Origin of the sequence: Streptomyces sp. NBC_00385 (assembly GCF_035917155.1) — a bacterium.
Classification (GTDB): Bacteria; Actinomycetota; Actinomycetes; order Streptomycetales; family Streptomycetaceae; genus Streptomyces; species Streptomyces poriferorum.
Map to the genome: position 1 here is coordinate 4998731 of NZ_CP107951.1, position 13136 is coordinate 5011866.

Consider the following 13136-nt stretch of genomic DNA (forward strand, 5'->3'; position numbering starts at 1 on the left):
CGCGTACCTGCCGGCCCCTACCGGCCCGCTCGGGCCGCCTGTGCGGTGATGAACGCGGCCAGCCTGCTCACGCCTTCCGAGATCTGGTCCGGAGTCAGGGCGCTGCACGACAGCCGGAGCTGGGTGCTCCCGCCGCCGTCGAGGTAGAAGTCGCTCATCGGCGTCCAGAGCACCCCGAAGTTCCGTGCCGAGTGTTCGAGGGCCTTGGTGTCGGCGAGGAACGGGACGGTGACGACGAGGAAGAACCCGCCGTCCGGCCGGTTCCAGTCGACACCGAGCCCGCTCCGGCGCGCGGCCGGGAAGTGCCGCTCCAGCTCGTCCAGGAGGGTGTTCAGATTGGTGCGGTAGAAGGCGATGGCATCGGCGTTCGCCGCGCGGAGCCGGCAGTCCGACTCGATGAGCAGCCCGCCGATGACGGCCTGGCTGATCGCCGAGGTGTTGACCGTCGTCATGCTCTTGATCTTGGACAACTGGTCGGCGAGCAGCGTGCGTTCACCGGCCGGTCCGATGACCTCCTGATCGGCGACGACATAGCCGACGCGTGCCCCGGGCAGCGCGGTCTTCGCGAACGATCCGAGGTGCAGGACCCGCCTCTCGCGATCCAGGGCCTTGAGCGTGGGCCGGGAGGACCCCTCGCGTACGAAGAACCCGTAGGGATCGTCCTCCAGGATCAGCAGATCCTCCTGCGCGGCGATCTCCAGGAGCTGTTCGCGGGCGGCGACGGTCATGCTCGCGCCCGACGGGTTGGCGAAGTCCGGCACCACGTACAGGGCGCGGGGCCGTCCGCCTGCCGCCCGTGTCTGCCGCACGGCGGCCAGGATCGCCTCCGGGTCCGGCCCGGCGGCTCCTTCCTGGACGGGGCACAGCGCGATGTCCAGCAGCCGGGCCGCGCCGGTGACCCCGACGTAACAGGGCGAGCTGACGAGCAGGGTGTCCTCGGGCCGGGCGAACAGGGCGCGCAGCGTGAGCAGCATCGCCTCCTGGCAGCCGGTCGTCACGACGACCGACTCCGGACCGACGTGGATTCCCTCGTCGTTGGCCAGGGTGCGGGCGATGAGGTCGTGGATGATGCCGTTGGTCCGGCCGTACTGGAACAGCTGGGTGCGTACCCGGTCCTCGGACCAGCCGAGTCCGTACGTCAGGTGGTCGGTGTAGGCCCGGAGGTAGCGCGCCGGATCGTCCGTGGCGAACGTGCCCTCGGACGGTCTGCCGGGGGCGAAGGAAAGGGCTTCGGGGAAGCGGGAGACGACCTCGTTCAGGAAGTTCATCGCGTCGAGCACCGGGTCGGTGAGGGACGCGTGCAGTTCGGTGAGGTCGAGGGCCCGGGCGGCCCGGGTGGCCGGGGCAGTGTTGTCGCCCATGGGTCAGCCTCTCGTCGGGGCGTCGGCGAAGGTCCTCCGCAGGTAGGCGGCGGCCTGCCCGACGGCGCGGCGTCCCGCGTCCAGGCTGCCGGCCATGGCGAAGAAGCCGTGGGCCACGCCCGGGTAGCGGGTCGACTCGACGAGGACGCCGGAGTCGCGCAGCCGCTCGGCGTACTGCTCGCCCTCGTCGCGCAGCGGGTCGTACTCGGCGGTGATCACCAGAGCGGGCGGCAGACCTGAGTGGTCGGGCGCCCGCAGCGGCGAGACGAGGGGGTGGCCGCCGTCCTCGGGGGATGCCAGGTAGTTGTCCCAGTACCACTGCACCGACTTGTCGTTGAAGAGCAGCGGGTCGGTGTTCTCCCGGCGCGAGAGGGTGTCCGCGAGGTGGTCCGTGTTGGGGTAGACGAGCAGCTGGGCCAGCAGGTCCGGGCCCTGCGCGTCCTTGGCCATCAGGGACACCGCGGCGGCGAGGTTGCCTCCCGCGCTGTCGCCGCCGACGGCTACGCGGGTGGTGTCGCCGCCGAAGCGGCCGCCGTGCTCGACGGCCCAGCGCACGCCGGCGAAGCAGTCGTCGGGGGCGGCGGGGAACTTGTGTTCCGGTGCGAGCCGGTAGCCCACCGCGATGGTGAGGCAGCCGGCGGCGTTGGCCAGGCTCCGGCAGATCGCGTCGCTGGTCTCGATGGATCCCAGCGTCCAGCCGCCGCCGAAGAAGTAGACGAGGATGGGCAGCGGGCCCTCACCGGCGGGGCGGTAGATCCGGACGGGGAGCGGTCCGCCCGGACCGGGTATCGACTCGTCGATCACCTCCCGCACCGGCTCGGGGGTTCCCGCGTCGGCCTGGATGGCGGCGAGGTCGGCCGCCCGGGCCTCGTCGAGTGTCATCGTGTAGAGCGGCCGGACGCCCTGCGCCGCGCGCTGGTCGTACAGGGCCTGGAGCTGTGGGTCGAATGGCATGGTGCCTCCGGGACATGGTTCACGGTCCGCGGGACCGCGGACGGTGTCAGGGTCTGTCGGGCAGCAGTGAGGGGTCCGTCGTCACGCCGCGCAGGCGGGTCAGGATGCCGTTGGCTGCCCTGCTGTAACAGGTGAAGTTGTCGTGCAGTACCGATTCGGCGTTGGCCATCTCCAGGAGGGCGACGAGCTCGAAGGCGAGCTGGGGGATGTCCGTGTCGTCCCGGACCTCTCCCACCTGCCGGGCGTCGTCGATCGTCTGCTCGACGAAGGAGAACCAGTTGCTGTGCGCCGCGGCGACCGTGTCGTGCACCCTGCCCTCGCGGGCGTCGTACTCGGCCGAGACCGAGTAGAAGAAGCAGCCTCCGGGGAAGACGCGCTGCTCCGAGTAGGTGAGCCACCTGCGGCACAGCAGCAGGATCCGGCCGAGACCGGCGGGCAGTTCACGGGTCGGCTGCACCACGTGCTCGATGAGGACCTTGATGGCGGCGTGCACGGTGGCGACCTGCAGCTCCTCCTTCGAGCCGAACAGGGCGAACACCCCGCTCTTGCTCAGCTTGAGTTCATTGGCCAGTCGTCCCAGAGACAGCCCTTCGAGGCCTTCGACCGATGCGATGCCGACTGCGTGCTGCAGGATCAACTGCCTGGTCTGGTTGCCGCGTTCGATCCGTCCATCGGGGCGCGCCAGAGTCACGCGACACCTCCTCATCTCCCCTGCGGGGGTCACATCCCCGTGCGGCGGGCCCGCCCACTGTACTAAGTGGACGACCGTGCGGTCATTGTGCAAGAGTACATTTACCGTACGGCCGTGCGGTTAGTTGTAACGGGGGGATGCAGAGTGGCGGCGTTGGCGTTACGTGACTACGAGGCTTCGGCCAGGGAGCAACTGTCCGGCCCGGTATGGGACTTCCTGGAGGGCGGCAGCGGCACCGAGTCGATGCTGACCGCGGGCCGTGACGCGCTCGACCGGCTCCGGCTGCGCCCCCGGTGTCTCGTCGACGTCTCGGCGTGCGAGCCCGGTACGACGCTGCTCGGAGCGCGGCTGGCGGCTCCGCTGGGAATCGCGCCCGTGGCCTACCACCAACTCGCCCACCCCGAGGGCGAGGTGGCGACCGCACGTGCCGCCGGCGCCGCGGGTGCCCTCTTCACGGTCAGCATGTTCGCCAGTCGCAGCATCGAGGACATCGCGGCGGCGGCGACCGGCCCGCTCTGGTTGCAGCTCTACTGGCTGAAGCGGCGCGAGTTGATGATCGACCTGATCCGGCGCGCGGAGGACGCGGGCTACCGGGCGCTGGTTCTGACGGTCGACGCTCCGCTGGTGGCGCACCGCCCGCGGGACGCGCGGAACGGCTTCGCCGTGCCGGCGGGAATTCGTGCGGTGAACGTCGACTCCTCCGTCATGTCCGTCTCGTACGAGGCGGAGGCGGGGGAGTCCGCTATCGCGCGGCATTCGAAGGAACAATTTGATCCTTCTATTACCTGGGCGGATCTTGAGTGGCTTCGTGGGCACACCTCGCTGCCCCTGGTATTGAAGGGTGTCCTCTCGGGCGAGGACGCCGCCCGGGCCGTCGAGTGCGGAATCGAAGGGCTTGTCGTCTCGAACCACGGTGGACGGCAGTTGGATTTTGCGCAACCTGCAGCCGATGCCCTCCCGGAGATCGCCGAAGCCGTCGGGGGCCGCTGTCGGATTGTCCTGGACGGGGCGGTTCGGCATGGTGCCGATATCGCGAAAGGGCTGTGTCTGGGTGCGGACGCCGTATTTGTCGGGCGGCCGGCGCTCTGGGGTCTTGCGCATTCCGGAAGTGACGGGGTCGAGTCCGTTCTTCGGACTCTGATGGACGAGTTCTCCGAGGTCATGGCGCTGATGGGTGCTCCCCGCATCAGCGATTTCCAGCCTTCGGGAATTGTTCGTCACTGAACCGGCCGAGCCGGGTCGAATCACGCGCATAAGGCGATCACGTCGGACCCTATTCATTTATTGTTCATCAATGAATGGGGGCTTTTGGCGTGCCCGGAAAGGGCTTTCCGGGGCTGCGGTCAGGGCTACCGATGAGTATTAATTCACCTCAAGCTTTGCTTGATTACTCACTGGTAGTCCGCAAGCATGAATGTGTCGCCGAGGGAAATGTGGTGGCACTGCACGTCCGCTTAGCCGATGGACAGAGTCGTCCGATCGCGAGTCGGGTCGTTCCGCAATCTGTGATAGGTGGGGATTCCTGTGGGGGGAACGGTGCCCAGCGGGCCCGTTTGCGCCGAGGGCGCCTGGGTCGACGAGATATTACTTCAGGGGGAAGGGCGGGATATCGCCCTCCATCTGGGTGAACCCGTGAGCCGGGCGGAGCTTCGGCGGCTGGTCGAGGAGCAGCAACAGCGCCTCGAAGCGGCCGGCCTGGTCGCCGGAGGCACCGTCGCCGTACGGCTGCCGCCCTCGCTCGGTTGTATCGTCGCGATGCTTTCCGGGTGGCGTGCCGGCGCGCAAGTGGTGCTGCTCGACTATCGGTTGACGACCCATGAGGTCGGCAAGGCGGTCGCGCGGCTGGCACCGCAGCTGGTCGTCGAGCCGGTTGCCGACGTCAGTGGAACACTCCGCGGATTCTTCGAGGTCGACACCCGTGTCACCCCGTTGCGCGGTGGCCGGCCGGCCTCCACGGAGCACGTACTGCTGCAACTGAGTTCGGGCTCCACGGGCCCGTCCAAGGTCATCGGCCGTACCGCCGGAAGTCTCCTCGCGGAGATCGACCGGTACGGACGGCTCGAGGGATTCCCGCGCCGGGGCGAACGCACCGTGGTGCTGGCCTCGATCGTCCATGTGCTCGGCCTGGTCGGGGGGTTGCTCTACGGACTCGCCAGCGGAACACAGGTGGTCCTGCCCAGGCGGCAGACCGTCGACGGCATCCTGAAGGCCGTCGCGGCGGGCAGCGAGCCGACGACCGTCCTCGGCGTCCCGTCCCAGGCGGCCGTGCTCGCCGCGGCGCAGACGCCGCCACGACTCCCCCAGCTGCGGCGCATGATCACCGGCGGCGAGCTGGTCAAGACGGCCGTCCGGGACCGGTTCACCCAGGGCTACGGCGCCGAACTGGGCGTCATGTACGGCATGACCGAGGTCGGCGTGATCGCCACGGACCTCACCGGAGCGACCCGTCCCGGCCTGACGCCGGCCCCCGGCGTGCGGGTGCGGGTCGAGGACGGCGAGATCCTGCTCGGCCTGCCGGCCACACCGTACGTCGGACTGACCGACCCGAGCCGGTACGTGGACGGCTGGCTGCGTACGAAGGACGCGGGCAGCTTCGACGAGGCGACGGGCCTGCTGACGGTCCACGGCCGGCTCGACTCCCAGGTGTCCATCGGCGGACTCAAGGTGGACCTCTCCGAGATCGAGGCGTCCATCTCCGCGCTCCCCGGCGTCACCGAGGCCGTGGTCGTGCACGGCACCGGGATCGAGGCGTTCGTGACGGTCACCGAGCAGGCCGCGTTCGACGGCCTCGCCGCCTGTCTCGCGACCCGCCTGGCGCCGTACAAGCGGCCGCGCTCGCTCAACCTGCTGCCGGAACTCCCGCGCACCGCGACGGGGAAGCCGGTGCGGAACACCGAGATCCTACGAGCCGCCGTACGGTCGGCGGCCGCTGTGTGACCAGGTCAGCTGTACGCGACGGGGGAGACCTGATGAACCCTGAGATGTACGGCACCGGGGCGCGGCCCGCTCCCGGTGCCACCGTGCAGGGCGACACCGACGACAAGGCTTCCGCCCCCGACGACGGCGGCCGCGGAAGCGGTCTCCGGATCGCCGGGCAGCGGCCGCAGGACCGGCGGGGCACCCTCGACGGGAGGCCAGGGCTCCGGCAGCGGAACCCGGCGGCTCATGCCTCCCCGGCGCAGCCCCCGGCCGAGCGCCTTGCCGACCGACTCCTTCTGCGTCCACAACCACAGGAAGGCGGCTGACCGGTCCTCCTCGGGCAGACCCGCCACCCAGGCCGCCTCGACCGGGGCGAGCCAGGCCCGCGCCATCGCCTCGGCCCTCAGCCGGCGTACGACTTCCACATCCACCCCCACAGGGGCCCCGCCGGTCAGTGCGACGGCCAGTGCCCCGCGCGCATGAGTGACGCTGACCCGCAGCGCCTCACCGGCGCCGCCGAGAACCGGGCGGCCGTCCTCCCTGTGCGTCAACCAGAGCTCGGATAGCGGGACATCGAGCATGTCGGCTGCGGTCCGCACCAGCAGGGTGTGCGCCTTCCGACGCTCGTCCCCATCCGTGGTGCACCACAGCACCGTCACCGTGTCCGGGGCCAGTCCCGGGTGCATGTCCATGAAGAGGAGTCAATCAAATGTCCACTGAGGTCGAGAAGTTCATCATCGAGGCCCTGGCGAACATGAACTACGACGTTTCCGATGTCACCGGCGACACCCCGCTGGGCCCGGCCGGACTGGACCTGGAGTCGCTCTCCGTCGCCGAGGTCGCCATCCAGGTCGAGGACACGTACGGCGTGAAGTTCGAAGAGGACGAGATGGAGACCGTCGCGCTGCTGACGGTCGCCGGCCTGGTCAAGGAGATCGTCGACCGGGTGTCCGCCGCCGCCGCGGCCAAGTGAGTCCACGGCCGGTCCCGGCCCGGGAGTCCAGTGCCCCTCCCTGCCCGCTCGCCTCCGGGCACGGGTGGGAGGGGGCGGCACGGGATCGGTAGGCGCGGCAAGAAGGCGCGCCCCTTGCACACCTCGCCCGCAGCGCGTCGTACGCGAAGAGTCCGATTCAGAAAGTGGAGACACCGAGGAATGAATCCGAAGAACGAGCGCGTGGAATTCGCGGCCGATCAGGGGCTGGGCGTCGGCAACGTGGTGACGACCCTCCTCGATCGGGGCACCGGTCTCGACACGCCGACCCTGACCTTCGACACCGACGTGGACGGGCACCCGGCCTGGCAGGCCCTGTCGCTGGCCGAGCTGGGCGACCGGGTGGCGGCCCGGGCTGCCGCGCTGCACGCGCTCGGCGTCAGGCCCAGGGACCCGGTCGCGGTCTTCGTGACGACCGGCGCCGACCAGGTGCTCAGCTATCTGGCTCTGACGCGCCTCGGCGCGATCCCCGCCCTCGTCAACGGCAGGGTCCCCGCCGAGCTCGCCGTCGAGTACATCAAGCGGCTGCGGGCGGTCGGCGTCATCGCCGATGCCGCGCACGGTGAAGCGCTGTCGTCGGCCGGGTCCACGACGCCGCTGCTCGCGGACCCGGCCGACCTCGGCAAGGGCGATCCGGCCGCGGCCCCCAAGCCCTACCGGCACCACGGCAGCGAGCCCGCCGTCATCACCCACTCCTCCGGAACCACCGGCCTGCCCAAGGCGGTGACCCACACGCACCACAGCCTCTTCGCGGCCATCCGGCACCGGCTGACGCTGCCCAAGGGCCAGGGTGTCGACCGCATGCTGGGCGTCCTCCCGTCCGCGCACGCGGCCACGGTCATCGCCGTGAACCTGGCGCTGACCAACCGCGCCCAGCTGGCCATCCTGTCGCAGCAGACCGCCGGCCCGGTGCTCGACGCCATCGAGTCCTGGCAGCCGCACAGCGTGCTGGGCTTCGCCACCACCTGGTCCGAACTGGCCGGCATCGACCTGTCGGCGCGCAAGCTGGACTCCGTCAGCACCTGGTGGAACACCGGTGACTGCGCGCACGAGGCGCACATCCGCAAGCTCATCGCCGTGGGCAGCCGGGAGTCCGTCACCTCGCAGGGCCGTGTCCGCCGCCCCGGTTCGTTCTTCGTGGACGGTCTCGGCTCGTCGGAGATGGGGCACTCCCAGTTCTTCATCACCCACACCTCCGACACCGCGCGGTACGGACGGTGCATCGGCAAGCCGCACGCCTTCTCGGACGTGGCGGTCATCGACGACGACGGCGAGAGGGTCGGCACCGGGCAGGTCGGTCAGCTCGCCATCAACGCGCCCACGCTGTCGCCCGGTTACTGGAACGACTCGGTGACCACCTACCGCACCCGCCGGGACGGCTACTTCCTCACCGGCGACCTCGTCTTCCGGGACCAGGAGGGGTACTACTACCACGTCGACCGCGCCGTGGACGCCGTGGACCTCGGTGAGGGCAGGAAGCTCTTCACGATGCTCTGCGAGGAGCAGGTCCTCGCGCAGTGCGAGGACGTGCGTGAGTGCACCGTCGTCGCCCTGCGGACCGGGGGCCGGGTCGTCACCTCCGTCCTGCTGGTCCTCGACCCGGCGGCGGACCAGGAGGCCGACCGGACCGAGGAGGTCCTCGCCGCCCTCGATCCCCATGTCGTCGGCACCGTCGAACGTGTGGTCGTCGTCAGCCCGGAGAGCATTCCGCTCGGGACCACCGGCAAGGTCCGCAAGATCCTGCTGCGCCAGCGCTTCCTCGACGGTGAGCTTCTCGGTACCGAGAAGACCGCTCAGCAGGTGGGCGTATGACCGGGCGCATCACGGAGTCGGGCGCCGTCATCACGGGGATCGGCACCTTCAGCTCGCTGGGCCGCGGCGCGGCGGACACCTTCGACGCGCTGTGCCACGGCAAGTCCGGCCTGGTCAGGCCGCCGGCGGGGCACCTCCTCGACGGAAGCGTGGACGTGGCCGGCATCGCGCCGGACATCGCGGCCGGTGAGGTGCTGCCGCCGAGCGAGGGCCGCCTCGTCGACCGCTACGCCCTGATGGCCCTGGCCGCGGCGGACGACGCGATGGCCGATGCGGGTCTGGTCGTCGGGCGCGATGCCGACCCGCACCGGGTCGCGGTGATCATCTCCAGCGGGGCGGGCGGTCTGTCCACGTACGAGGCGCAGGCGCTGGCCCGTGCGGAGCGCGGCCCGACCGCGGTCAGTCCCTATCTGCTGCCGGGCATGCTGCCGAACATGGCGGCCGCCAGGATCGCCATCAAGTACGGCATACGTGGCTGGAGTTCGGCCATCGCGACCGCCTGCGCCGCCGGTGCCCACGCGGTGGCGGAGGCGGCGCGGCTGATCCGGTACGGCGAGGCCGACGTGGTGGTCTGCGGCGGCGCCGAGGCCCCGCTCAACCCCACCTCCGCGCTGGCGTTCGCCCACGCCCGGGCGCTGTCCCACGGCTGGGACGACCCGGAGGCGGCCAGCCGCCCCTTCGACCGGCGCCGCAACGGATTCGTGCTGGCCGAGGGCGCGGGCGTGCTCGTCGTCGAGCGGGCCGGGCACGCGGAGGCCCGCGGTGCGGCGGGCTACGCCGATCTTCTCGGCTGGGGCGCCACCACCGACGCGTACCGGCCCACGGCACCGCGCCCCGACGGTGAGGGCGCCGCGATGAGCATGCGCGGGGCACTCGCCACGGCCGGGCTCGGCCCCCAGGACATCGGCTACATCAACGCGCACGGCACGTCGACCAAGCTGGGCGACATCGCCGAGACGAAGGCCGTGCACGCCGTCTTCGGGGACCGCTCGCCGGCCGTCAGCAGTACGAAGTCGATGACGGGCCATCTGCTCGGCGGTTCCGGCGCGCTGGAGGCGGCCGTCTGCGCGCTGGCGATCTCGCAGGGCCGGATGCCTCCGACGCACAACCTCGACGAGGTGGACCCGGCCTGCGATCTGGACCATGTGCGCGGCGAGGCCAGGCAGCAGCGCATCGAGGCGGCGATCTCCAACTCGTTCGCCTTCGGCGGTCACAACGTCAGCCTCCTGCTCGGTGCGGCGAGCACCCCCAAGAAGCGCTAGAGGAAAGGGAACAACGCGTGAACATCGGAGCCGTGGACCATATCGAGTTCTACGTGGGGGACGCCCAGCAGTCGGCGTTCTACCTCTGCACCGCGTTCGGATTCCGTGTGTGCGGCCAGGCCGGTCCCGAGACGGGGCAGGCCGGCCGGCGCTCCCTGCTGCTGAAGCAGGGCGGCATCAAGGTCGTGCTGACCTCCGCGCTGAGCGCGGAGCACCCGGCGGCCGCCTATGTGGCGCGGCACGGTGACGGCGTGGCCAACATCGCGTTCGAGGTGACCGATGCCGCCAAGGCGTTCGCGCTCGCCGTCGAGCGGGGCGCCGTCGCGGTCGAGGAGCCGAGGACGCACAGCAAGGACGGTGCGGAGGTCGTCACCGCGTCCGTGCTCGGCTTCGGCGACGTCGCCCACCGGTTCGTGCAGCGCAGCGGGGACCCGGAGCAGTTCATGCCCGGTGAGATGGACATCATCGCCGAGGACCCCGACGAGGGCGCGCACCTGCTGAGCACGGTGGACCATGCGGCGATCTGCCTGCCGGTGGGCCAGTTGCGTCCCACGGTCGCCTTCTACGAGAAGGTCTTCGGCTTCAGCCAGATCTTCGAGGAGTTCATCGAGGTCGGGGAGCAGGCCATGGACTCCATGGTGGTGCAGAGCCCCTCGGGGAAGGTCACCTTCACCCTCATCGAGCCGGTGGCCGACCGCAAGCCCGGCCAGATCGACGGCTTCCTGGAACGTCACAACGGTGCGGGCGTGCAGCACCTCGCCCTGCTCACCGACGACATCGTGACGACCGTGCCGGCGCTGGAGGACCGGGGGGTCAAGTTCCTCGGGACGCCCGACGCGTACTACAGCGAGCTGGTGGAGCGCCTGGGCAGCCCGGACCTGGAGATCGAGGACCTCAGGCGCACCAACGTCCTGGTCGACCAGGACCACTGGGGCCAGGTCTTCCAGATCTTCACGCAGTCTGTGTACGTGCGGAAGACGTTCTTCTGGGAGGTCATCGACCGGCACGGTGCCCGCACCTTCGGCAGCGGCAACATCAAGGCCCTCTACGAAGCGGTCGCCCGCGAGAAGGCGACCGCCTGACCACCCGGGGCCCTCGTCGGGATCATGCCGGGCTCGCGGGCCCCGGCGGTCGCCCACGCTCCGCGGTGACTCCCTCCTCCGCCTCGCAGCCGCACGCACCGGACCCCGCTCCCTGATCCGCCCTGATCCGAACGAAAGGCCCAGGGCGTGGTCCGCCGCGTGCGGAGCCGCCACTCCCGAACGATTCGTCTCACTTGTACCGAAGGAAGACCGTGACTGTTCAGGACGCCTCTCTGTTCACCCTGACCGAGGAGGAGCGGGATCTCCTGCCCTCCGACGAAGACGTCGCCTTCTACGCCGAGCACGGCTGGTACCTCTCGAAGAAGCTCTTCACCGACGAGGAAGTGGATCTCCTCGAGTCGGCCAGTGAGCGCTTCTACGCCGGCCACCGCGACCGCACGCTGCCGCTGCGCCCGTCCAAGCTGGCGTACTGGGAGCCGGAGCACGGCGATGTGCAGCGGCACAACGACTACATCCACTACGAGGACGACACGATCGGCCGCATCCTGCGCAAGCCGCTGCTCGGCGCCGTGGCCGCGCGGCTGGCCGAGACCGAGGAGATCCGGGTCTTCCAGTCCACCCTGATCTTCAAGCCGCCGGTCGCGGAGGAGCAGTCGAACATAGTGCCCTGGCACTTCGACCGTCACTACTGGGCCACGTCGACGTCCGAGCGGATGCTGACCGCGTTCATCCCCTTCCACGACTGCGGTGAGGAGATGGGCACGATCACGATGGTGGACGGCAGCCACCGCTGGAAGGAGACGGCGGACAACGATGCCACGTCGCTGCACTTCGCCGAGCGCGACCGCAGTGAGCTCGACCTCATGCTGGAGGAGAACGCCCACTACAACGGCGTCGAGGTGGCGAAGATCCCCGTGCACATCCCGAAGGGGCACGTGAACTTCCACCACTGCCGGACCTACCACGGCAGCGGTCCGAACGTCAGCGACCGTCCGCGCCGCGCCATCTCGTTCCACCTGCAGGACGGCGAGAACCGCTACCGCGACTTCTCCCGCTCGGACGGCACCCAGGTCGCGTACAACCACGACGAGCTGGTGCGCAGGACCGCGGAGGGCACGCCCGACTACAGCGACCCGGAGTATCTGCCGGTGTTGTGGAGCAGCCGCTGATGCGCAGTGCCGCAGTGGTCGGAACCGGCCTGATCGGTACGTCGATAGCCCTGGCCCTGCGGGGCCGGGGTGTGGCCACCTATCTCATCGACCAGGACCCGGAGGCGGCCCGCACCGCGGCCGGTCTCGGCGCGGGCCTGGTGGCCGTCCCGCCGGCGCCGGCGGACCTGGCGATCCTCGCGGTACCTCCGCGGCATGTGGCCTCGGCGCTGCGCGAGCACCAACTGCGTGATCTGGCGCATGACTTCACCGATGTGGCGAGCGTCAAGGCCAGGCCGCAGGAGGAGGCGGCGGAGCTGGGCTGCGACCTGAGCCGCTATGTGGGCGGGCACCCCATGGCGGGGCGGGAGCGGTCGGGGCCGCTCGCGGCCCAGGGCGACCTCTTCCAGGGCAAGCCGTGGGTGATCACGCCGGGGGCGGGTGCCCGCCGGCAGGCCGTCGACCGGGTGACGGAGCTCGCCGAACTCTGCGGTGCCCGCCCGGTCGTGATGAGCCATGCGCAGCACGACCGGGCGGTGGCGCTCATCTCGCACACCCCCCACATGGTGGCGAGTCTGCTGGCCGCCCGACTGCTGCACGGGGACGAGTCCGAACTCCAGCTCTCCGGGCAGGGGTTGCGCGACGTGACCCGGATCGCGGCGGGGGACGCCGAGCTGTGGACCGACATCCTCGGCTCCAACGCGACAGCCGTCGCCGATGTCCTCGCGGAGATCGCCCTGGATCTCCGCGAGGTCGTGGACGCCCTGCGCGATCTGGGCGCGGGCGCTCCGGAGCGGCACCGCGCCGGCAGGGCCCATCTGACCACGGCCCTGGCCCGCGGTGTGCAGGGCCATGGCCGGATCCCGGTGCGGACGCCGGGCGGGATGCGGCTGAGCGGCGCAGCCGCGGGCAAGTGAGCCGCGGCCGCCCCGCGGGCCCGGCAACGACTTCCGAT

General features: G+C 70.4%; 12 protein-coding genes. 8 read left to right on the forward strand and 4 right to left on the reverse strand.

Annotated features, from left to right (window positions below; genetic code table 11):
• Positions 1-17 precede the first annotated feature (17 nt).
• Genes OG959_RS22410 through OG959_RS22420 form a run of 3 tightly spaced genes read right to left on the reverse strand, consistent with a single transcriptional unit; the run spans position 18 to position 3006 of the window.
• Positions 18-1361, reverse strand: a complete 1344-nt coding sequence (locus OG959_RS22410) for an aminotransferase-like domain-containing protein (protein ID WP_326661059.1) — start codon at positions 1359-1361, stop codon at positions 18-20.
• A gap of 3 nt (positions 1362-1364) precedes the next feature.
• Positions 1365-2315 (reverse strand): alpha/beta hydrolase, encoded by a 951-nt coding sequence (locus tag OG959_RS22415; RefSeq protein ID WP_326661061.1) that lies wholly within the window; start codon positions 2313-2315, stop codon positions 1365-1367.
• 46 nt (positions 2316-2361) lie between these two features.
• Positions 2362-3006 carry a TetR/AcrR family transcriptional regulator gene (locus tag OG959_RS22420; protein ID WP_326661063.1) on the reverse strand — a complete coding sequence of 215 codons (645 nt, stop codon included), beginning with the start codon at positions 3004-3006 and terminating at the stop codon, positions 2362-2364.
• A gap of 144 nt (positions 3007-3150) precedes the next feature.
• Between OG959_RS22420 and OG959_RS22425 the strand changes: the two genes are divergently transcribed.
• Together OG959_RS22425 and OG959_RS22430 are read left to right on the forward strand one after the other, a co-directional pair.
• Positions 3151-4230 (forward strand): alpha-hydroxy acid oxidase, encoded by a 1080-nt coding sequence (locus OG959_RS22425; RefSeq protein WP_326661065.1) that lies wholly within the window; start codon positions 3151-3153, stop codon positions 4228-4230.
• Between the two features lie 408 nt (positions 4231-4638).
• Complete coding sequence (locus OG959_RS22430) at positions 4639-5943, forward strand: class I adenylate-forming enzyme family protein (protein ID WP_326661067.1); 1305 nt, start codon at positions 4639-4641, stop codon at positions 5941-5943.
• Between the two features lie 5 nt (positions 5944-5948).
• Here OG959_RS22430 and OG959_RS22435 read toward each other — a convergent pair whose 3' ends face one another.
• Complete coding sequence (locus OG959_RS22435) at positions 5949-6617, reverse strand: 4'-phosphopantetheinyl transferase family protein (protein WP_326661069.1); 669 nt, start codon at positions 6615-6617, stop codon at positions 5949-5951.
• Between the two features lie 17 nt (positions 6618-6634).
• Here OG959_RS22435 and OG959_RS22440 point away from each other — a divergent pair, with 17 nt between their 5' ends.
• The 6 genes from OG959_RS22440 to OG959_RS22465 all read left to right on the forward strand — a co-directional run bounded on the left by OG959_RS22440 (position 6635) and on the right by OG959_RS22465 (position 13098).
• Positions 6635-6898, forward strand: a complete 264-nt coding sequence (locus OG959_RS22440) for an acyl carrier protein (protein ID WP_326661071.1) — start codon at positions 6635-6637, stop codon at positions 6896-6898.
• A 180-nt stretch (positions 6899-7078) separates the two neighbouring features.
• Entirely contained in the window at positions 7079-8728 is a 1650-nt protein-coding gene (locus OG959_RS22445; protein WP_326661073.1) for a class I adenylate-forming enzyme family protein, read from the forward strand.
• Positions 8725-9990, forward strand: coding sequence for a beta-ketoacyl-[acyl-carrier-protein] synthase family protein (locus OG959_RS22450; RefSeq protein WP_326661074.1), 1266 nt, complete (start codon positions 8725-8727; stop codon positions 9988-9990). The genes OG959_RS22445 and OG959_RS22450 overlap by 4 nt, the downstream gene beginning before the upstream one ends.
• Before the next feature lie 17 nt (positions 9991-10007).
• Positions 10008-11072: a 4-hydroxyphenylpyruvate dioxygenase gene (gene hppD, locus OG959_RS22455; protein WP_326661076.1), complete on the forward strand. Its 1065-nt coding sequence runs from the start codon at positions 10008-10010 to the stop codon at positions 11070-11072.
• Positions 11073-11284: 212 nt separating this feature from the next.
• Positions 11285-12202, forward strand: a complete 918-nt coding sequence (locus tag OG959_RS22460) for a phytanoyl-CoA dioxygenase family protein (protein WP_326661077.1) — start codon at positions 11285-11287, stop codon at positions 12200-12202.
• Positions 12202-13098: a prephenate dehydrogenase gene (locus OG959_RS22465; RefSeq protein WP_326661078.1), complete on the forward strand. Its 897-nt coding sequence runs from the start codon at positions 12202-12204 to the stop codon at positions 13096-13098. The genes OG959_RS22460 and OG959_RS22465 overlap by 1 nt, the downstream gene beginning before the upstream one ends.
• Positions 13099-13136 lie beyond the last annotated feature (38 nt).